General features: G+C 69.9%; 19 protein-coding genes. 11 read left to right on the forward strand and 8 right to left on the reverse strand.

Going from position 1 to position 19,187, the window contains the following annotated elements; translation table 11 throughout:
- Positions 1-9: 9 nt before the first annotated feature.
- Both DI005_RS24715 and DI005_RS24720 read right to left on the reverse strand, forming a co-directional pair.
- Positions 10-516 carry a hypothetical protein gene (locus DI005_RS24715; protein WP_113643741.1) on the reverse strand — a complete coding sequence of 169 codons (507 nt, stop codon included), beginning with the start codon at positions 514-516 and terminating at the stop codon, positions 10-12.
- Positions 517-563: 47 nt separating this feature from the next.
- Complete coding sequence (locus tag DI005_RS24720; protein ID WP_113643743.1) at positions 564-1,154, reverse strand: TetR/AcrR family transcriptional regulator; 591 nt, start codon at positions 1,152-1,154, stop codon at positions 564-566.
- Between the two features lie 153 nt (positions 1,155-1,307).
- Between DI005_RS24720 and DI005_RS24725 the strand changes: the two genes are divergently transcribed.
- The 9 genes from DI005_RS24725 to trpS all read left to right on the forward strand — a co-directional run bounded on the left by DI005_RS24725 (position 1,308) and on the right by trpS (position 10,994).
- Positions 1,308-2,165, forward strand: coding sequence for an SGNH/GDSL hydrolase family protein (locus tag DI005_RS24725; protein ID WP_369973619.1), 858 nt, complete (start codon positions 1,308-1,310; stop codon positions 2,163-2,165).
- Positions 2,166-2,180: 15 nt separating this feature from the next.
- The gene (locus DI005_RS24730; RefSeq protein WP_112271019.1) at positions 2,181-3,794 is read left to right on the forward strand and encodes a carboxyl transferase domain-containing protein; all 1,614 of its coding nucleotides are present in this window, start codon (positions 2,181-2,183) and stop codon (positions 3,792-3,794) included.
- Between the two features lie 18 nt (positions 3,795-3,812).
- On the forward strand, positions 3,813-5,795 hold the full coding sequence (locus DI005_RS24735) for an acetyl/propionyl/methylcrotonyl-CoA carboxylase subunit alpha (protein ID WP_113643745.1): 1,983 nt from the start codon (positions 3,813-3,815) through the stop codon (positions 5,793-5,795).
- Positions 5,792-6,943: an acyl-CoA dehydrogenase family protein gene (locus tag DI005_RS24740; RefSeq protein WP_112271023.1), complete on the forward strand. Its 1,152-nt coding sequence runs from the start codon at positions 5,792-5,794 to the stop codon at positions 6,941-6,943. Before DI005_RS24735 ends, DI005_RS24740 begins: the two co-directional genes overlap by 4 nt.
- A 65-nt stretch (positions 6,944-7,008) precedes the next feature.
- Complete coding sequence (gene map / locus DI005_RS24745; RefSeq protein WP_113643747.1) at positions 7,009-7,776, forward strand: type I methionyl aminopeptidase; 768 nt, start codon at positions 7,009-7,011, stop codon at positions 7,774-7,776.
- Positions 7,773-8,300 (forward strand): GNAT family N-acetyltransferase, encoded by a 528-nt coding sequence (locus tag DI005_RS24750; protein WP_112271027.1) that lies wholly within the window; start codon positions 7,773-7,775, stop codon positions 8,298-8,300. The genes map and DI005_RS24750 overlap by 4 nt, the downstream gene beginning before the upstream one ends.
- Positions 8,301-8,330: 30 nt before the next feature.
- On the forward strand, positions 8,331-9,407 hold the full coding sequence (locus DI005_RS24755; protein WP_233520306.1) for an alpha/beta fold hydrolase: 1,077 nt from the start codon (positions 8,331-8,333) through the stop codon (positions 9,405-9,407).
- A 22-nt stretch (positions 9,408-9,429) separates the two neighbouring features.
- Positions 9,430-9,867 carry an SgcJ/EcaC family oxidoreductase gene (locus DI005_RS24760; RefSeq protein WP_112271031.1) on the forward strand — a complete coding sequence of 146 codons (438 nt, stop codon included), beginning with the start codon at positions 9,430-9,432 and terminating at the stop codon, positions 9,865-9,867.
- A gap of 143 nt (positions 9,868-10,010) precedes the next feature.
- Positions 10,011-10,994 carry a tryptophan--tRNA ligase gene (gene trpS / locus DI005_RS24765; protein ID WP_113643749.1) on the forward strand — a complete coding sequence of 328 codons (984 nt, stop codon included), beginning with the start codon at positions 10,011-10,013 and terminating at the stop codon, positions 10,992-10,994.
- Here trpS and DI005_RS24770 read toward each other — a convergent pair.
- Positions 10,985-11,437: a MarR family winged helix-turn-helix transcriptional regulator gene (locus tag DI005_RS24770; RefSeq protein ID WP_199543206.1), complete on the reverse strand. Its 453-nt coding sequence runs from the start codon at positions 11,435-11,437 to the stop codon at positions 10,985-10,987. The genes trpS and DI005_RS24770 overlap by 10 nt on opposite strands.
- Positions 11,438-11,543: 106 nt before the next feature.
- Here DI005_RS24770 and DI005_RS24775 point away from each other — a divergent pair, with 106 nt between their 5' ends.
- Positions 11,544-11,960 carry an SRPBCC domain-containing protein gene (locus tag DI005_RS24775; RefSeq protein ID WP_112271035.1) on the forward strand — a complete coding sequence of 139 codons (417 nt, stop codon included), beginning with the start codon at positions 11,544-11,546 and terminating at the stop codon, positions 11,958-11,960.
- A gap of 40 nt (positions 11,961-12,000) precedes the next feature.
- Here the strand turns inward: DI005_RS24775 and DI005_RS24780 are convergent, their stop codons facing one another.
- The 5 genes from DI005_RS24780 to DI005_RS24800 all read right to left on the reverse strand — a co-directional run bounded on the left by DI005_RS24780 (position 12,001) and on the right by DI005_RS24800 (position 17,841).
- The gene (locus DI005_RS24780) at positions 12,001-12,618 is read right to left on the reverse strand and encodes an FMN reductase (RefSeq protein ID WP_113643750.1); all 618 of its coding nucleotides are present in this window, start codon (positions 12,616-12,618) and stop codon (positions 12,001-12,003) included.
- Positions 12,615-13,712, reverse strand: coding sequence for an LLM class flavin-dependent oxidoreductase (locus DI005_RS24785; RefSeq protein ID WP_113643751.1), 1,098 nt, complete (start codon positions 13,710-13,712; stop codon positions 12,615-12,617). Before DI005_RS24785 ends, DI005_RS24780 begins: the two co-directional genes overlap by 4 nt.
- 169 nt (positions 13,713-13,881) lie before the next feature.
- Positions 13,882-15,087 carry an acyl-CoA dehydrogenase family protein gene (locus tag DI005_RS24790; RefSeq protein ID WP_112271038.1) on the reverse strand — a complete coding sequence of 402 codons (1,206 nt, stop codon included), beginning with the start codon at positions 15,085-15,087 and terminating at the stop codon, positions 13,882-13,884.
- Positions 15,088-15,096: 9 nt separating this feature from the next.
- On the reverse strand, positions 15,097-16,392 hold the full coding sequence (locus DI005_RS24795; RefSeq protein ID WP_113643839.1) for an acyl-CoA dehydrogenase family protein: 1,296 nt from the start codon (positions 16,390-16,392) through the stop codon (positions 15,097-15,099).
- A gap of 252 nt (positions 16,393-16,644) precedes the next feature.
- On the reverse strand, positions 16,645-17,841 hold the full coding sequence (locus DI005_RS24800) for a TetR/AcrR family transcriptional regulator (RefSeq protein WP_112271039.1): 1,197 nt from the start codon (positions 17,839-17,841) through the stop codon (positions 16,645-16,647).
- A 134-nt stretch (positions 17,842-17,975) separates the two neighbouring features.
- Here DI005_RS24800 and DI005_RS24805 point away from each other — a divergent pair, with 134 nt between their 5' ends.
- A complete protein-coding gene (locus tag DI005_RS24805) occupies positions 17,976-19,187 on the forward strand; it encodes an acetyl-CoA C-acetyltransferase (RefSeq protein ID WP_112271040.1) in 1,212 nt (403 codons plus the stop codon).

The raw sequence follows: 19,187 nt of genomic DNA on the forward strand, positions 1-19,187 counted from the left end.
GGGCAGGGCCTAGTTGGCCAGGGCTTCCGCGATCCAGTCGGCCACCGGGAGGCGGCGGTCGAGGCACTCGGCGGAGAGACGCATCGTCCAGCGCAGGGCCTGCAGGATCAAGGCGTCCACCTCGTCGGGTGCGGCGTTGGCGAGCGCGATCTCCACCTGCTCCTGTGCGGCCTCGGTGTTGCCGTGCACCTCGGCGAGCAGTGTGCGAACGGCTGTGCGCACGGGCGGGTCCGCCTGGTCGATCGAGACCTCCTCGCCCGCCTCGTCGAAGACCTGCACCTTGACGGGTGCCGCGCCGCCGTCGCCAAGCGTGCTGACCATCGCGCTGCACGCGCCGAACAGCAGCAGCATCAGCTCACGGGTGTCGGCCATGCGCTCTGCCGCCGACGGCGCGAGCACGGTGAGGGCCTCGTCGTCGTCGCCGAAGCGCATGGCGACGAGAGCGCGTTGCGCCTTCTCGACGAGCCCTGCCGGCTCCTCGTCGCTCTCGCTTCGGTCCGCGTGCACGTGCACCATCAAACACCAGCGCGGGCCCGTTTGGGTGCCGCCCGCTGGGGTGATCGTCATTTGGCCGCGTAGAGGGCGCCCAGTGCCAGGCGGCAGAGCAGGTCGGCGAGTTCGTCGTCGGGCAGGTGCCGGTTGTGCGGCGTCGAGTTGATGAGCCCGAAGACGGCGTGTGCGGCGGAGCGCGCGTGCGGCTCGTCGAGGTTCGGCACGGCCGCGCGCAACGCGCGAACCCACACCTCGACATAGCGCCGTTGCAGTGCCCGCACCTGCTTGCGGTCTGCGTCGGTGAGGTTCGCGAGGTTGCGTTCCTGCACGGTGATCAGCGCGGGTCGCTGGAGCGCGAAGTCGACGTGGAACCGGACGAGCCCGGCCAGGATCTCGTCGGGGTCGCCGGAACGATCCGAGTGGCGTTTGCCGCCGTCGAAGAGGTACTCGCTGATGGACGTCAGCATCTCGCCGAGCATCGCGTCCTTGCTGCGGAAATGCCGGTACAACGCCGGTCCGGAGATCCCCACGGCCGCGCCGATGTCGTCGATCCCCACCCCGTGGAAACCGTGCTGGGCGAAGAGTTCGGCGGCGGCCGCGAGGATCTGTTCGCGCCTGCTCGCCTTCTCCCCGCCGGAGAGGGGTGCGGAACCGTGGGACATCGCGTCAGTCTAGGACAGGGTGGTTAGCGAGCGCTAACATCCGCCCCGACTTCCGGCTTGAACCGGTCGGGTCATCTCCCGATCGGGCACCTTCCACGGTGTCGTTTTGGCTGGTAATGGTCTTCTCGTCAGCGATTGACGAAGGGGTCCGCCATGCTGGTGAAGGCTTTCCGATTTCTCTCCGTTCTCGTGGTCGCCTCGCTGGTGCTGGTGGGCAGCGCGATCACCTCCGCCGCGCAGGCGGTCAGCTATGTCGCGCTCGGCGACTCCTACTCCTCCGGTGTCGGAGCCGGGGAGTACGGCGACTCGGGCTCCTGCAAGCGCAGCGCCAACGCCTATCCACAGCTGTGGGCGGATTCCCACGGTGCCACCGACTTCCAGTTCGTCGCGTGCCTCGGCGCACGCACGGACGACGTGCTCACGCAGGCCGGCGCGCTGTCGGAGGCCACGACGCTCGTCACCGTCTCCGTCGGCGGCAACGACGCCGGCTTCACCGACGTGATGACCGACTGCACGCTCGGCGGAGACCAGGCGTGCGTCGGCCGGGTCGCCGATGCCAAGGCGTTCGTCACCGGAACGCTGCCCGGCCTGCTCGACAACGTGTACGCGACGCTGCGGAGCAAGGCGCCGAACGCGGAGATCGTGGTGCTCGGCTACCCGCGTTTCTACCAGTTTGGGCGGGTCGTGCCAGGGCGGGTTGAGCGAGGTCAAGCGCGAGGCGATCAACTCCGGCGCCGACGCGCTCGCCGAGGTGACCGGGCAGCGCGCCGCTGCCGCCGGCTTCACGTTCGTCGACGTGCGCGGGCCGTTCACCGGTCACGAGATCTGCTCGAGCGACTGGTGGCTCAAGAGCCTCACCTGGCCCGTCGACGAGTCCTACCACCCGAACGTGAACGGTCAGGCGCTCGGCTACCTGCCCGCTCTGGAGGCCGTCACCGGCTGAGTCCGTCCGAGCGCTGGACGCGGGGGTTAGCTACCGTTAACATCCTGAGTGACGTTAACGGTAGCTAACCCCAAAGGGGCGGGATGGACACTCCGGCGCTCACCAGCTCAGCCGATCCGCGCAGTGACGCTTTCGCCCGCAATGTCAACGGGCACGCCGAGCTCGTCGAGGATCTCCGCAAGCGGCTCGCCGCGGCCCGGCTCGGCGGTTCCGAGAAGGCTCGTGCCCGGCATGTGGAACGTGGCAAGCTCCTGCCGAGGGATCGCGTCGACGCGCTGCTCGACCCGGGCTCGCCGTTTCTCGAGCTCTCACCGCTCGCCGCCACCGGCCTCTACGACGACGAGGCTCCCTCGGCCGGGATCATCACCGGCATCGGGCGCGTGTCCGGCCGCGAGTGTGTGGTCGTGGCCAACGACGCGACGGTGAAGGGCGGAACCTACTACCCGGTCACCGTCAAGAAGCACCTGCGCGCGCAGGAAGTCGCGCTGCACAACAACCTCCCGTGCGTCTACCTCGTCGACTCCGGCGGCGCGTTCCTGCCCCGGCAGGACGACGTGTTCCCCGACCGCGAGCACTTCGGCCGCATCTTCTACAACCAGGCCACGATGTCCGCGCGCGGCATCCCGCAGATCGCCGCGGTGCTCGGCTCGTGCACGGCGGGCGGCGCCTACGTGCCCGCGATGAGCGACGAGGCCGTCATCGTGCGCAACCAGGGCACGATCTTCCTCGGCGGGCCGCCGCTCGTGAAGGCGGCCACCGGCGAGGTCGTGACGGCGGAGGAACTCGGTGGCGGTGACGTGCACGCGCGCTCGTCCGGTGTCACCGATCACCTCGCCGCCGACGACGCCGACGCGCTGCGCATCGTGCGCTCGATCGTGTCGACGCTCGGTCCGCGCGCGCCGAGGCCGTGGGACGTACTGCCCACCGAGGAACCCGTGGCCGATCCCCGCGAGCTGTACGGCGTGGTGCCCACCGACCCGCGCACGCCCTACGACGTCCGCGAGGTGATCGCCCGGATCGTCGACGGCAGCCGGTTCGCGGAGTTCAAGAAGGAGTACGGCGCCACGCTGGTCACGGGCTTCGCCCGCATCCACGGCCACCCGGTGGGCATCATCGCCAACAACGGCGTGCTGTTCTCCGAGTCGGCGATGAAGGGCGCGCACTTCATCGAGCTGTGCGACAAGCGCTCGATCCCGTTGCTGTTCCTGCAGAACATCACCGGCTTCATGGTCGGAAAGGACTACGAGGCAGGCGGAATCGCCAAGCACGGCGCCAAGATGGTCACCGCGGTCGCGTGCGCGCGCGTGCCCAAGTTCACCGTGATCATCGGCGGTTCGTTCGGCGCGGGGAACTACTCGATGTGCGGGCGCGCGTACTCGCCCCGGTTCCTGTGGATGTGGCCGAACGCGCGGATCTCCGTGATGGGCGGCGAGCAGGCGGCATCGGTGCTCGCTACCGTGCGCAGGGACGCCATGGAGGCCAAGGGCGCCGAATGGTCCACTGAGGACGAAGAGGCGTTCAAGGACCCGATCCGTGCCCAGTACGAGGAGCAGGGCAATCCGTACTACTCGACGGCCCGGCTGTGGGACGACGGCGTGATCGACCCGCTCGACACGCGCATGACGCTCGGGCTCGCGCTGTCGGCCGCGGCCAACGCGCCGCTCGAACCCGTCGGCTACGGCGTCTTCCGGATGTGAGAGAGGCTGGTTCGACAGTTGTTTGACACAGTTCTGGTCGCCAACCGGGGTGAGATCGCCGTCCGCGTGATCGGCACGTTGCGGCGCATGGGGATCCGCTCGGTCGCGGTCTACAGCGACGCCGACGCCGGGGCGCGGCACGTGCGGGAGGCCGACGCCGCGGTGCGGATCGGCCCGGCCGAGGCGGCGAGGAGCTACCTGTCCGTGCCCGACGTCGTGCGTGCCGCCGTGGAGTCCGGGGCGCAGGCCGTGCACCCCGGTTACGGCTTCCTTTCCGAGAACGCCGCGTTCGCGAAGGCGTGCGAGGAAGCCGGCCTGGTCTTCGTCGGCCCGCCGGTGAGCGCGATCGACGCGATGGGGGACAAGATCCGCGCCAAGGCCACGGTCTCGGCCGCGGGCGTCCCCGTGGTGCCCGGTGAGTCAGACGTGGACGACGTGGCTGGCATCGCCGCCGCCGCCGAGCGGGTGGGCTACCCGGTGCTGCTCAAGCCTTCCGCGGGCGGTGGTGGCAAGGGGATGCGGCTGGTGACGGAGCCCGGCGAGCTGGCCGAGGCCGTCGAGTCGGCCCAGCGAGAGGCCAGGGGCGCGTTCGGTGACGACCGGCTGCTGGTCGAGCGGTTCGTGGAGAGCCCTCGGCACATCGAGATCCAGGTGCTGGCCGATGCGCACGGCAACGTGATCCACCTCGGCGAGCGCGAGTGCAGCCTGCAGCGGCGGCACCAGAAGATCATCGAGGAGGCGCCGTCGGCGCTGCTGGACGAGGCGACGCGGGAGCGGATGGGCGCCTCGGCGGTGGAGGCCGCCCGCTCGGTCGGCTACGTCGGCGCCGGCACGGTCGAGTTCATCGTCTCCTCCGCGAGACCGGACGAGTTCTTCTTCCTGGAGATGAACACGCGCCTGCAGGTGGAACACCCGGTGACCGAACTGGTGACAGGCCTCGACCTGGTCGAATGGCAGCTGCGCGTCGCCGCGGGTGAGCCGCTGGGCGTGAGCCAGCAGGACGTGCGCCTCGACGGGCACGCGGTGGAGGCCCGCGTCTACGCCGAGGATCCCGCTCGCGGGTTCATTCCCACGGGCGGGACCGTGCTCGGGCTCGCGGAGCCGTCCGGCACCGGTGTGCGCGTGGACTCGGGGCTCTCCGAGGGCAGCGTGGTCGGCTCCAACTACGACCCCATGCTCGCCAAGGTGATCGCGTGGGGCCCCGACCGCGCCTCGGCCCTGCACCGGCTCGACCGCGCGCTCGCCGACACCGCGGTGCTCGGCGTGCACACCAACGTGACCTTTCTGCGTGCGCTCCTGCAGGACCCCGACGTGCGGGCGGGCGACCTCGACACCGGGCTGGTGGAGCGCAAGCTGTCCTCGCTCGTGTCCGACGGCGTTCCCGGCGACTTCCTCGTCGCCGGCGCGCTCGACCGGCTGCTCGCGCTGCACCCGAGCGGCGCGGTGGTGGACCCGTGGGACATGCCGAGCGGCTGGCGGCTCGGCGCCAGCGCGAGCGTGACCTTCCGGCTGCGCGCCGAGCAGACCGAGTCGCTCGTGCGCGTCGAGGGCGCGCCCGAGGACGCCCGTGTGAGCATCGACGACGGTGAGCCGGTCGCGGCGTCGGCCGAGCGAACAGGGGCGGTGCTCGCCGTGCGCAACGACGGCGAGTACCTGCGCTACCGGCGCGCCGAGGCGCCGGACGGCACGGTGTGGCTCGCGCGCGAGGGCCGCGGCGTCGCGCTCGGCGAGCGGCCGAACCTGCTGGCGTCCCACGCGGAGGACGCCGAGGCCGGACCCGTCACGAGCCCCATGCCCGGCATGGTGCTCGTGGTCAAGGTCGCCAAGGGCGACGTGGTGGCGGCCGGAACGCCGCTGCTCGTCGTCGAGGCCATGAAGATGGAGCACACCATCACCGCGCCGGTCGACGGCGTCGTCACCGAACTCCACGTCCAGGCGGGCCAACAGGTCGCGCTGGACGAGGCACTCGCCCTGGTAACCCCCGAGGAGCACACATCATGATCGACTTCAGGCTCGACGACGAGTACGAGGCCCTGCGCAAGACCGTCCACGACTTCGCGCAGAACGAGGTGGCGCCGGTGATCGGCGGCTACTACGAGCGCGAGGAGTTCCCGTACCCCCTCGTCGCGAAGATGGGGGAGATGGGCCTGTTCGGACTGCCCTTCCCCGAGGAGTACGGCGGTATGGGCGGCGACTACTTCGCGCTGTGCATCGCGCTGGAGGAACTGGCGCGCGTCGACTCGTCCGTGGCCGTGACGCTGGAGGCCGGGGTATCGCTCGGCGCGATGCCGATCTACCGCTTCGGTTCCGCGGAGCAGAAGCGCGAGTGGCTGCCCGCCCTTTGTTCGGGTGAGGCGCTCGGCGGGTTCGGGCTCACCGAGCCGGGAGGCGGCTCGGACGCGGGTGCCACGCGCACGACGGCGCGGCTGGACAACGGGGAGTGGGTGATCAACGGCAGCAAGGCGTTCATCACCAACTCCGGCACCGACATCACGCGCCTGGTGACCATCACCGCCATCACGGGCGAGGCAGGCGGGCGCAAGGAGATCTCGGCGATCATCGTGCCGTCGGGCACGCCCGGGTTCACCGTGGCGCCGAAGTACTCGAAGGTCGGCTGGAACGCCTCCGACACGCATGAGCTGGCGTTCTCCGACTGCCGCGTTCCCGAGGAGAACCTCGTGGGCGAGCGCGGGCGTGGCTACGCGCAGTTCCTGTCCATTCTGGACGAAGGCAGGATCGCGATCGCCGCGCTGGGCGTGGGTCTCGCGCAGGGCTGCGTCGACGAGTGCCTCCGCTACGTCGGCGAGCGGGAGGCGTTCGGCAACAAGATCGGCGCCTACCAGGCGATCCAGTTCAAGATCGCGGACATGGAGCTGCGTGCGCACACCGCGCGGCTGGCCTACTACGAGGCGGCGTCGAAGATGCTGCGCGGCGAGCCCTTCAAGAAGGAGGCGGCGATCGCCAAGCTCGCGTCGTCCAACGCGGCGATGGACAACTCCCGCGACGCGACGCAGATCTTCGGCGGCTACGGCTTCATGAACGAGTTCGCCGTTGGCCGCTTCTACCGCGACGCGAAGATCCTCGAGATCGGCGAGGGCACGAGCGAGGTGCAGCGCATGCTCATCGCGAGGGAGCTCGGCCTGCGCTGAGCGCCACCGTCGCCGCATGTGATAGGTATACCGGTATTAGTATCCCGATCTGAAGAGAGCATGCGGTGATCGAACTCAAGACCCCGGGAGAGCTGGACGCCATGCGTCTGGCCGGAAAGGTGGTGGCCACGGCCCTGCAGGCGGTCAAGGCGGGGGCGGTGGTGGGCACGTCGCTGAAGGAGCTCGACGAGATCGCGGCCGAGGTGCTGGTCGACGCGGGCGCAAGCTCGTCGTTCAAGGACTACCACCCGCGCTTCGCGCCAAGCCCCTACCCGGCGGTGCTGTGCACGAGTGTGAACGACGCCGTCGTCCACGGCATCCCCACCGATTACCGCCTGCGGGACGGCGACCTGGTGAGCGTGGACTTCGGCGCCGAGGTGGACGGCTGGCACGGCGACGCGGCGATCAGCTTCGTCGTCGGCACGCCGGACCAGGCCGACCTCGACCTGATCGCCACGACCGAGCGCGGCCTGGCCGCCGGAATCGAGGCGGCGCGGCCCGGCAACCGGCTCGGCGACATCGGCCACGCGATCGGCGTCATCGGCAGGGGCGCGGGCTACGGCCTGCTCGCCGACCACGGCGGGCACGGCATCGGGCACGCGATGCACGAGGAGCCGCACGTGCCCAATGAGGGCAGGCCGGGCCAGGGCCTGCGGCTGCGCCCCGGCATGGCCATCGCGATCGAGCCGATGTTCATCCGCGGTGGCGCGGACGCCTACCGCGCCGGTGACGACGGCTGGACGCTCTACACCGCCGACGGCAGCAGGGCCGCGCACGTCGAGCACACGGTCGCGATCACCGAGGACGGTCCGCGTATCCTCACCGCGCTATGACGGAACCGACGATCCGGCCCGGTGTCGCCGCCGACGCAGGGCTCCTGCTGGCGATGTTCGACGGAGCGGTCGCGTGGCTCACCGAGCGGGGCCGCGAAGGACAGTGGGGCTCGACACCGTGGTCGGAGGACCCGAAGCGCGTGGAGCGCGTCAACGGCATGGCGAGCGGCGGCAAGCTGCTGATCGCCGAGTTCGACGGCGATGCCGCCGGCGCGCTGATCCTCACCGAGCAGCCGCCAGCCCACATCCCGCCGGTCTCGGAGCGAGAGCTCTACATCGACCTGCTGATCACCGCGCGGCGGCACACCGGGCGGGGTGTCGGCGCCTTCCTGCTCCGCCACGCGCGGGAGGAGGCACGCAGGCGCTCCATCGGCCTCGTGCGTGTCGACTGCTGGGCCGGCGGTGACGGTGCGCTCGTGCGCTACTACACCGGGCAGGGGTTCACGCCCACCGAGCGGTTCCGCGTCGGGGACTGGGTCGGGCAGGTCTTCGAGGACCGGCTCGACGGCGCGGGCGTGGGTTAACGTGTCCCCGGCAGGCCGAGGGGAGACGCAATGACATCACCGACATCACCACCCGCGCGACTGATGTCGGCGGCGTCCAACGTGGCGGCGAAGGTGCTTCAGGGCGGCGTCGCCGACCTGCGCCCGGTGCCGAGGGTGCTCATCGACCAGGGGCCCAACCGGTCGGTGTACCGGCTCACCGGCACCAGCGGTGAACGCGCGCCCAGCGGGCCTCCGGTGCTGCTCGTGCCGCCACTGGCGGCGCCCGCGCTGTGCTTCGACCTGCGCCGGGGCTGCAGTCTCGCCGAGCACCTCGTGGAGGGCGGCAGGCGGACCTACCTCGTCGACTACGGCAACGTCGCGTTCTCCGACCGGCGCCTCGGCATCGAGCACTGGATCGAGGAGGTGCTCCCGAGGGCGATCCGCAAGGTCAGCGCCGACTCCGGCGGGCAGGGCGTGCACGTCGTCGCGTGGTGCCTCGGCGGCATCTTCTCCCTGCTCACCACGGCCGACCAGCCGAAGCTGCCGGTCGAGTCGATCACCACCATCGCCTCGCCGTTCGACTTCACGGCCATCCCGCTCGTGGCGCCGTTCCGGCCGCTCGTGGAGTTCACCGGAGGGCACCTGCTCACGCCGTTCTACCGGGCTCTCGGCGGCGCACCGTCCTATTTGGTCAGCAAGGTGTTCAGGGCGACGGGCATCAGCAAGGAGATCACCAAGCCGCTGGCGATCCTGCGCAATCTCGACGACCGCGACTTCCTCGCGCAGATCGAGGCCGTCGACCACTTCATGGACAACATGATCGCCTACCCGGGTCGCACGTTCGGCCAGCTCTACCACCGCTTCTTCCGCGCCAACGACCTCGCGGAGGGCAGCGTGGACCTCGGCGGCAGGGTGATCTCGCTCTCCGGCGTCAAGGTCCCCACGCTCGTGATCGCGGGCGAGAACGACACGATCGCGCCGCGGCGCGCGGTCGAGCGGCTCGTCGGGCTGCTGGACAACGCGCCGGAGGTGCGGTTCGAGGTCGCGCCCGGCGGGCACCTGGGCGTGCTGACGGGCCGCAGGGCGCGTGGGACGACGTGGCGCTTTGTGGACTCGTTCCTCGACGCGCAGTTGACCTCCAGCTAACTGGAGGTTGCAGGCTGGTGGCATGAGCCCAGCACCCATCATCGAGGACACTTCCGAGCACGAGGCCGATCTCGCGGAGATCAGGCAGATCATCGCCGACACCGAAACCGCCTACAACACCAACGACGCCGACCTGTTGACCGCGCATTTCGCGCGCAACGCGACGGTCGTGAACGCCATGGGCGTGCGAATGTCCGGTTGGGACACTTTGCTGGAGGCCAACCGCGCGGCTCTGGCCGGGTTCCTGCGGGACCAGTACGTGCGCTACGAGTTGCTCGACGTCCTGTTCGTGCGGCCCGACGTCGCGCTCGCGCACAAGGGCGCGCGGGCGGCCGACTCCTCGGGGGAGCTGGTCGACCTCGACCACGCGATGGTCGCGCTGTACGTGCTGGTGAAGCAGGACGGCCGCTGGTGGGTGATCGCGCGGCAGAACACACTGGTGCCGGACAAGACGGGGTAGACTGGCGCGCATGACCATCCGCCGCGAGTGGTGGTGGCTGTCCTAGGACGGCCACCATTTCCGCGTGCGCGCGAACCGGGCCGTCTTCGTACGGCCCGTGTTCAGCCGGCTCGAAGACCGCCCCTGACCTCGAAGGGGTGACCATGACCGGCATCCGGGTGCTGACGGGCGACCGGCCCACCGGACCGCTCCACATCGGACATTACTTCGGCAGTCTGCGCAACCGGGTCCGCCTGCAACGGCAGGGCGCCGAGTTGTTCGTCGTGATCGCCGACTACCAGGTGCTCACCGACCGCGACGTCGCCGAGAACCTCCCGGAGTACGTGGAGGAGCTGCTGCTCGACTACCTCGCGGTGGGCATCGACCCGGCCGCGAGCACCATCTTCACGCACAGCCACGTCGCGTCGCTCAACCAGCTCCTGCTCCCGCTGCTGAGCCTCGTGAGCGTGGCCGAACTGCGGCGCAACCCAACGGTGAAGGAAGAGATCGCGGCGAGCAGGCAGGCACGCGTCAGCGGGCTGATGTTCACCTATCCGGTGCACCAGGCGGCCGACATCCTGTTCTGCGGCGCCGACGTCGTGCCGGTGGGCCGGGACCAGCTGCCGCACCTGGAGCTGACCCGATTGCTCGCCCGGCGGTTCAACGAGCGCTACGGGCAGCTGTTCACCGAGCCAGAGCCCCTGCTCGGGGAAGCCCCGGCGCTGCTGGGCGTCGATGGCAGGAAGATGAGCAAGAGCAGGGGAAACGCGATCGCGCTCGGTGCCGGCGAGTACGAGACGGCGAACCTGATCCGGCGTGCGAAGACCGACTCGGAGCGCATGATCACGTACGAGCCGGAGCGCAGGCCCGAGGTCGCGAGCCTGGTGCTGCTGGCCGCGCTGTGCCAGGACCGGCGTCCCGAGGACGTCGCCGAGGAGGTGGGCGACGGCGGTGCGGGGCGGCTCAAGGCCGTGGTCACCGAGGCGCTCAACGAGCACCTGCGGCCGATCCGGGCGAGGCGCGCCGACCTCGCCCGTGACCGCGGGGAGCTGCGCCGGATCCTCCGCGAGGGCCACAAGCGGGCGAACGCGGTCGCGGACCGCACGCTCGATGCAGTCCGCGACCGCATGGGGATGACCTACCTCTGAAGGCTCTGCCACCCGCGCTGGGAGTGCGTGATGTGCTCGAGCGCCGTCTTGAAGGTCCGGTAGGTCTCGTCGCCCAGCTCCTCGCGGTGCCGCTGTTCGATCGCCGCGAGGATGGCGCGGGCCTTGGCGACCTCGTCCACGCCGGCCTCGGTCGGCACGACGAGTTTGGCGCGCCGGTCGCTGGGATCGCTTTCCCTGCGCACGTAACCGAGTTCCACCAGCTCGTCCACGATGACCCCGACGATCTGCTTGTGCTGCCCGGACAGCCGGGCCAGCTCGGTGGCACGGGCCCCGGACTCGGGCAGCACGGACAGCACGGTGCCGTGCCGGGGCCGTACGTGCGGGTGCCCCTGCTCGGCGAGCCGGCTGAACAGTTCGTCCTGTAACGCCCGTCCCAGCTGACCGATCAACATCCCCAGATCAGCCTCCCGCTCGATGGTCATCACGCCCCTCGGAAGTTAGTCAAGATTCTTGACGATCATCAATATTGACTATACCTTGGCTCCAGTTGGTCCGCACCTACCGCAAGCCGAAACAAGGAGAGCAAAGATGAGCAGCAAGGGCTACGACTACTCCATCACCCGCACCCTCGACGCCCCGGTCGACAAGGTCTGGAACGCCTGGACGAAGAACGACGAGTACGGCAAGTGGGCCCACGCCGAGGAGGTCGAACTCGACGTGCGCCCCGGTGGCGAGTGGAGATCGGTGATGGTCATTCCCGGCGGCGCCCGCGTGCCGCTGACCGGCACCTACACCGAGGTCGTGCCCAAGGAACGGCTGGTGCTGGGCATGAACGTCCCCGGCAGCGACGAGCCCGCGCTGATGGCGGCGGACTTCGTCGCGGAGGGGAACAAGACCAAGATCACGCTGTCGCAGACCTTCGACACCGCCGAGGATCGCGACCAGGCGGAGCAGGGGAGCAACATGCTCCTCGACGGCCTCACGGCCTACCTGGCGGAAAACTGAGCCTGAACCGAACGCGGGGTGCCGAGCACCCCGCGTTCCGCTATTGCCGCGCCCGCAGGGCCGCCAGCTGCTGCTCGAAAGGTACTACCTCTTCGGTGGCGTGACTCGTGGCCGGCCTGCCCGCCATGAGCTCGGTCAGCTCGCCCGCCGCGCGGGCGATGCGGCCGGAGAGTCCGTCGGCGTCGGCCGCGCCCCAGTCCTCGGCCGCGGCGTAGACGGCGGTCGGCGCGACCACCGCCCGCAGGTAGGTGAACATCGGGCGCAGGGCGTGCTCCAGCGCGAGCGAGTGGCGGGGGGTGCCGCCGGTCGCCGCGATCAGCACGGGCTTGCCGGTGAGCGCGGTGTTGTCAACGACGTCGAAGAACGACTTGAACAGTCCGCTGTAGGAGGCGGTGAAGATCGGGGTGACGGCGATCAACGCGTCGGCCGCCGTCACCGCCTCCAGCTCGGCGTTCAGCGAGGGGCTGGGGAAGCCGGTGACGAAGTTGTTGGCGATGTCGACGGCCAGTTCGCGCAGTTCGATCACGTGGACGTCCACCTCGCGGCCCTCGTCGGCCAACTGCCTGGCCACCGCCTCGGCGAGCCGGTCGGACAGCAGCCTCGTCGACGACGGCTGGGTGAGCCCGGCCGTGACGACCACGAGCTTGAGCGGGTTCATCGTGCCTCCACGGGGACCTCGCCGACCTGCTTGGCGAGCAGCGACTCGTGCGTGGGCGCGTCCGGGGCGTCGGCTGGCCGGTCCTTCGCGAACTCCTTGCGCAGCACGGGGACCACCTCCTCGCCGAGGATGTCCAGCTGCTCCAGGACGGTCTTCAGCGGCAGGCCGGCGTGGTCCATCAGGAACAGCTGCCGCTGGTAGTCGCCGAAGTAGTCGCGGAACGTGAGCGTCTTGTCGATGACCTGCTGCGGGCTGCCGACGGTGAGCGGCGTCTGCTCGGTGAAGTCCTCCAGCGAGGGGCCGTGGCCGTACACCGGCGCGTTGTCGAAGTAGGGGCGGAACTCGCGCACGGCGTCCTGGCTGTTCTTGCGCATGAACACCTGCCCGCCGAGCCCGACGATCGCCTGCTCGGGCGTGCCGTGGCCGTAGTGGGCGTAGCGCTCGCGGTACAGGCCGATGAGTCGCATATAGTGCTCCTTCGGCCAGAAGATGTTGTTGGCGAAGAAGCCGTCGCCGTAGTAAGCGGCCTGCTCGGCGATCTCCGGGCTGCGGATGGAGCCGTGCCAGACGAACGGCGGCACGCCGTCGAGCGGGCGCGGCGTCGAGGTGAACCCCTGGAGCGGGGTGCGGAAGCGGCCCTTCCAGTCGACGACGTCCTTGCGCCACAGTTCGTGCAGCAGCGCGTAGTTCTCGATGGCGAGCGGGATGCCCTGGCGGATGTCCTGCCCGAACCACGGGTACACGGGTCCGGTGTTGCCGCGGCCCATCATCACGTCGACGCGGCCGTCGGCGAGGTGCTGGAGCATGGCGAAGTCCTCGGCGATCTTCACCGGGTCGTTGGTGGTGATCAGCGTGGTGGACGTGGAGAGGATCAGCCGCTCGGTGCGCGCGGCGATGTAGCCGAGCATCGTCGTGGGCGAGGACGGCACGAAGGGCGGGTTGTGGTGCTCACCGGTGGCGAAGACGTCGAGCCCGACCTCCTCGGCCTTGAGCGCGATGCGGACCATCGCCTTGATGCGCTCGTGCTCGGTCGGCGTCGTGCCGTTGGTGGGATCGGTCGTGACGTCGCCGACGGTGAAGATCCCGAACTGCATCCCAATCACCTTGCCAGGAAGTAGTTGCTTGCTCAACTACCTACCCTAACGGCAGGGTGGCCGATGGTATTCCTTGCCCGAGCGTGGGCGCCTGACCTGCAGTGAAGGCCACCTTCACTGCGTTGAACGCAGGCAAGGTGGCCTTCACTGCGGGAGGGGTGCTCCTGAGCTACTTCAGCTCCGCGCTTGTCTTTCCCAGGAGTCTGCGCGCCACGATGAGTTGCTGGATTTGTTGCGTGCCTTCGAAGATGTCCAGGATCTTCGCGTCCCGGCTCCACTTCTCCAGCAGTAGTTCCTCCGTGTAGCCCAGCGTGCCCGCCAGTTCGACGCAGCGGAGCGTGATGTCGACGACCGAGCGGCCCGCCTTCGCCTTCGCCATCGACGCCTGCAGCGAATTCGGCTTGCGGTTGTCCGCCATCCACGCCGACTCCAGCGTCAGCAGGTACGCCGCCTCGTAGTCGGCTTCCAGCTGCAGAAACGCCGCCGCCGCGGCGTGCTGGGTGTTCGCCGGCCTGTCGTAGTCCACCGTAACCCCGGCCTCGGCCAGCAGGCGCCCGGTCTCCTCGAGGGCTGCCCGAGCCACACCGATCGCCATCGCGGCCACGAGCGGGCGGGTGTTGTCGAAGGTCTGCATGACACCGGCGAAGCCCTTGCTGGTGTCGATCTCCGGCGTGCCCAGCAGGTTCTCCTTCGGCACCCGGCAGTTCTCGAACCGCAGCACCGCCGTGTCCGACGCTCTGATGCCGAGCTTGTGCTCGAGCCGCACGACCTCGAAGCCCGGCGTGCCCTTCTCCACCACGAAGGACTTGATCGCCGCCCGGCCCTTCGACTTGTCGAGCGTGGCCCAGACCACCACGGCGTCGGCGCGCTGGCCCGCCGTCACGAAGATCTTCTCGCCGTTGAGCACGTACTCGTCGCCGTCGAGCGTCGCGGTCGCCGTGATCGCGGCCGAGTCGGAACCACAACCCGGCTCCGTGATCGCCATCGCCGCCCACACGCCCGCGAAGCGCTGCAGTTGCTCGTCGTTGGCGACCGACGCGATCGCCGCGTTGCCCAGCCCCTGGCGGGGCATCGACAGCAGCAGCGCCACGTCGCCCCAGCACATCTCGATCGCGCCGAGCACCGTGCTCAGGTTGCCGCCGTTGCGATTGCCCTTCGTGTCGTCCTCCCTGCGGCGCACCCCGGCCGCACCCGCGCCGCCCTCGCCCGACGAATTGAGCCCATCGAGCAGCGCGGCCAGCATGTCCAGCTCCGCCGGGTACGAGTGCTCGGCGCGGTCGTACTTGCGCGAGATGGGCCGGAAGACTTCGGCCGCGGCCTGGTACGCCTGGTTGACCAGCGTCTGGGCCTTCTTCGGAATCTCGAGATTGATCACTGCAGCCCCTTAGAGAAGAACAATGCCTTCGAGCACGCCGATCGCGCGCAGGTCCCGGTACCACCGCTCGACGGGGTGCTCCTTCACGAAGCCGTGCCCGCCCAGCAGCTGCACGCCCGCGCTGCCGATCTGCATGCCCTTGTCGGTCGCGAGCTTGCGCGCCAGCGCGACCTCCCGCGCGTACGGCTTGCCCTGCTCGGCTCTCGCCGCCGCCTTCAGCGTCACCAGCCGCAGGCCCTCGAGCTCGATCGCGATGTCGGCGACCTGGAACGCAACGCCCTGACGGTGGCTCACCGGCTCGCCGAACGCCTGCCGTTCGTTGACGTAGGGGATCACGTAGTCGAGCACGGCCTTGCCGGTGCCGCACGCGAGCGCGGCCCAGCCGAGCCGCGAGAGCCGCACGACGTCGGCGAAGACTTCCGGCTTCCCGCCGCCCAGCAGCGCGCCCGCGGGCAGGTTCACCTTGTCCAGCAACAACTTCCCCGTCGCGGCGCCCCTCAGGCCCATCGCGGGTTCCGCCTCGATGCTCACGCCGTCGGTGGAGGACTCGACGATGAACAGTGCGGGGCCGCGGCCCTCCAGGTCCGCGGACACGACGAACAGCTCCGCCTGCGCCGCGCGCGGGACGAGCGACTTCGCGCCGTCGAGCCGGTAGCCCTTCGGGGTCCGCCTGGCCTTCACCCAGGGCTTGAACGGGTCGAACAGCGGGGTCCGCTCCTGCAGCGCGAGCGCCGCCGCGGGCACGTTCTCCCCGACGAACGACGGCAGGTAGGTGACCTGCTGCTCCTCGTCGCCCCACTGCACGAGCGCGGTGCTGACGGCCGACGGGGCGAGCACCGCGACGGCCAGCCCGAGGTCGCCGTGCGCGAGCGCCTCCGCGACGAGCGCGTTGGTGACCACCGAGCGTTCGGTGCCGACCCCGCCCAGCTCCTCGGGGATGCCGACGAGCGTCACGCCCAGCTCGCTGGCGCGCCCGAGCAGGCCGTCCGGCGGGGCCAGCTTGGTGTCGGCCTCCGCGGCGGCGGGCCGCAGCTGCTCGGCGGCGAACTCGCTGACCGTCTCGACGATCAGTTGCTGGTCCTCGGTGGGCGTCAGGTCGAACAGCCCGGCGTCGGGGGCCGGCGCCAGCCTGGCCGGCTTGCCGAGCCGCGACGTCGCCCTGAACACCCTGCTTGTCGCACCCACCGCGCGGAAACCGCTCCTGGTGGCCGCCGACACCACGTTCTGGACGGGTTTACGCAGGCCCGCACGCTCTATCGCCTTGCTGCCTGCGAGCCGCGTGAGAGCGGCGAGGCCCCATCCCATCGCGTCGCGCCTGCGCTGCGGAGTCTGTCGGCTCACGGTCATCCCCTCCACTACCTACTCGCGAGTAGGTTAACGCCTCGCGGGGGCCGCGCGCCAGAGGGGCCTGTGCATGTCCGGGTGCGACCAGAAGCGGCGACCGCCAGGTAGCGAGGAGGGCGAGCCCGATGACCCTCGGTGACCGCGGTCAGACGACGTGATGGCCGCATGCGGCATGGCGGCACGCGGCACGGCTGATGCGGGAGGCTCGTTCCCTCAAGCGATATCGAGCGCCGCCGACATGAGCGCGACGAGCTCGGCGGCGAGCCCCGGCCTTCCGCTGACCCGCCGGGTCCGGGTGAGATCGTTGGCGATCGTCAGCGCTGCGTGCACGGTGATCTTGGCCTCGCGCTGGTTCAGCTCCGGGTGCGCCGCCTCGAGCAGCGAAACCCACCTGGCGACGTAGTCACGCTGGATGCGCACCAGGTCCGTACGGTCGCGGTCCTCGATGTGCACCCGGTCGACGGAGAACGACACCAACAGCTCGGGCGGCCCGGTGAGCGTCTGCACGTAGGACTCGGCGAGCCCGCGCAGTGCCTGCCGCTCGTCGGACGGCGCGCGCGTCAGCAGCGCGTGATCGGCGGCCAGCGCCAGCCGGTCGGCCGCCCGGCGGCCGATGGCGCTCAGCAGGCCGGCCTTGCTCGGGAAATGCCGGTACACGCTGGGCCCCGCTATACCGGCGGCCTTGCCGATGTCCTCCATGCTCACGGCGGTGAAGCCGCGCTTGCGGAACAGCTCGGCCGCGGCCGTGAGCAACTGCTCGCGACGCGATGGCTGGGTGAGCGGCGTGGGCGGCTCAGGGGCGGGTGGGCCGTCGGGCTCCGGCAGGCCGGTGTGCAGCACCCGCAGCGCGATGTCCACGAGCAGCTGGCCGAACCGCCGCTTCGCGACGCTCGTGTGGTGCACCGACACGCTGCCGAACACCGACAGCACCGCCCAGCACAGCAGCTCGGCGTCGTCGGCGGCCAGCTCGGGCCGCACGCGCATGAGCAGCTTCGCCCACGTCGCGAGCATCGCCGTCGAACGTTCGCGGACGGCCTGCTGGTCGTCGGCGCCGAGGTGGCGGCCCTCCCAGCGCCACAGTGCCGCGACCTCGCGGCGCTCCACCGACTTGGTGGCGAGGCTGGTGAGCAGCGCCCTGATCTGCTCCGGCGTCGGTGTCTCGGCGAGCTCGAACGCGCGCTCGGTGGCGGCCTCCATCTCCTCGATGCCGCTGAGCAGCACGTGGCCGAGGATGGCCTGCTTGTCGGCGAAATGCCGGTACAGCGCGGGGCCGGTGACCCCGGCCGCCGCGGCGATGTCGTTGATGCCGACGCCGTGGTAGCCGCGGGCGCGAAACAGCTCCGACGCGACGGCGGCCAGCTGGCTCTTGCGGTCGCGCGGGCGCTTGTTCTTCGGGGCTCGCTCGTTCATACGTGATCCAACCTTAGCGTCGGTTGACCGTATGACAACCCGTTGACAGCATGGGAAGGAGGCGGATTATGTTAGTAGCGATTAGCTTGGATTAGCGCAGTGATGGAGACAGTGGGCCAGGAAGGACCGTTGGTGTGAGTACAGAGGCGTTCATCTACGAGGCGATCCGCACGCCTCGTGGCAAGAACAAGGGCGGATCCCTGCACGGGACCAAGCCGATCGACCTGGTGGTCGGCCTGATCGACGAGCTGAAGGCGCGGCACCCCAACCTGGACCCCGCGCTGATCGACGACATCATCCTGGGCGTCGTGTCGCCCGTCGGCGACCAGGGCGCCGACATCGCGCGCGCCGCCGCGATGGCCGCCGGCCTGCCCGACACGGTGGCCGGTGTGCAGCTGAACCGCTTCTGCGCCTCCGGGCTCGAGGCGGTCAACCAGGCCGCGCAGAAGGTGCGGGCCGGCTGGGACAACCTGCTGATCGGTGGCGGCGTCGAGTCGATGTCGCGCGTGCCGATGGGCTCCGACGGCGGTCCGATGTTCACCGACCCGGCCACGAACTACGACACCTACTTCGTGCCGCAGGGCATCGGCGCCGACCTGATCGCCACGATCGAGGGCTTCTCCCGTGAGGACGTCGACGCGTTCGCCGTGCGTTCGCAGGACCTGGCCGAGAAGGCGTGGGCGGGCGGCTACTTCGCCAAGTCGGTCGTGCCGGTCAAGGACATGAACGGCGTGACGATCCTCGACCACGACGAGCACCGGCGTCCCGGCTCTACCGTGGAGTCGCTCGGCAAGCTCAAGCCGGCCTTCGAGGGCATTGGCGAGATGGGCGGCTTCGACGCCGTGGCGCTGCAGAAGTACCACTCCGTCGAGAAGATCAACCACGTGCACACCGGTGGCAACTCCTCGGGCATCGTCGACGGCGCTGCGCTCGTGCTCGTCGGCAACGAGGAGGTCGGCAAGACCATCGGCATCGAGCCGCGCGCGAGGATCGTCGCGACGGCCGTCACCGGCACCGACCCGACGATCATGCTCACCGGTCCGACGCCCGCCACGCAGAAGGTGCTCAAGAAGGCGGGCCTGACCGCCGACGACATCGACCTGTTCGAGCTGAACGAGGCCTTCGCGTCCGTCGTCCTCAAGTGGATGAAGGACCTGAAGCTGCCCGAGGAGAAGGTCAACGTCAACGGTGGTGCCATCGCCATGGGTCACCCGCTCGGCGCCACCGGCGCGATGATCCTCGGCACGATGGTGGACGAGCTGGAGCGCCGCCAGGCCCGGCGGGCGCTCGTGACGTTGTGCATCGGCGGCGGCATGGGCCTCGCCACGATCATCGAGAGGGTTTGA

The sequence above is a fragment of the Prauserella sp. PE36 genome (assembly GCF_003311655.1).
Classification (GTDB): Bacteria; Actinomycetota; Actinomycetes; order Mycobacteriales; family Pseudonocardiaceae; genus Prauserella_A; species Prauserella_A endophytica.

Bases quoted from the DNA above. Each gene is read 5' to 3' on its own strand.
- DI005_RS24780 (WP_113643750.1), bottom strand. From the start codon at position 12,618: ATGAACCCGCTCAAGCTCGTGGTCGTCACGGCCGGGCTCACCCAGCCG.
- DI005_RS24715 (WP_113643741.1), bottom strand. From the start codon at position 516: ATGGTGCACGTGCACGCGGACCGAAGCGAGAGCGACGAGGAGCCGGCA.
- DI005_RS24775 (WP_112271035.1), top strand. From the start codon at position 11,544: ATGAGCAGCAAGGGCTACGACTACTCCATCACCCGCACCCTCGACGCC.
- DI005_RS24795 (WP_113643839.1), bottom strand. From the start codon at position 16,392: ATGGGATGGGGCCTCGCCGCTCTCACGCGGCTCGCAGGCAGCAAGGCG.
- DI005_RS24770 (WP_199543206.1), bottom strand. From the start codon at position 11,437: ATGACCATCGAGCGGGAGGCTGATCTGGGGATGTTGATCGGTCAGCTG.
- DI005_RS24785 (WP_113643751.1), bottom strand. From the start codon at position 13,712: ATGCAGTTCGGGATCTTCACCGTCGGCGACGTCACGACCGATCCCACC.
- DI005_RS24760 (WP_112271031.1), top strand. From the start codon at position 9,430: ATGAGCCCAGCACCCATCATCGAGGACACTTCCGAGCACGAGGCCGAT.
- DI005_RS24800 (WP_112271039.1), bottom strand. From the start codon at position 17,841: ATGAACGAGCGAGCCCCGAAGAACAAGCGCCCGCGCGACCGCAAGAGC.
- DI005_RS24730 (WP_112271019.1), top strand. From the start codon at position 2,181: ATGGACACTCCGGCGCTCACCAGCTCAGCCGATCCGCGCAGTGACGCT.
- DI005_RS24725 (WP_369973619.1), top strand. From the start codon at position 1,308: ATGCTGGTGAAGGCTTTCCGATTTCTCTCCGTTCTCGTGGTCGCCTCG.
- DI005_RS24755 (WP_233520306.1), top strand. From the start codon at position 8,331: ATGACATCACCGACATCACCACCCGCGCGACTGATGTCGGCGGCGTCC.
- DI005_RS24720 (WP_113643743.1), bottom strand. From the start codon at position 1,154: ATGTCCCACGGTTCCGCACCCCTCTCCGGCGGGGAGAAGGCGAGCAGG.
- DI005_RS24740 (WP_112271023.1), top strand. From the start codon at position 5,792: ATGATCGACTTCAGGCTCGACGACGAGTACGAGGCCCTGCGCAAGACC.
- DI005_RS24750 (WP_112271027.1), top strand. From the start codon at position 7,773: ATGACGGAACCGACGATCCGGCCCGGTGTCGCCGCCGACGCAGGGCTC.
- trpS (WP_113643749.1), top strand. From the start codon at position 10,011: ATGACCGGCATCCGGGTGCTGACGGGCGACCGGCCCACCGGACCGCTC.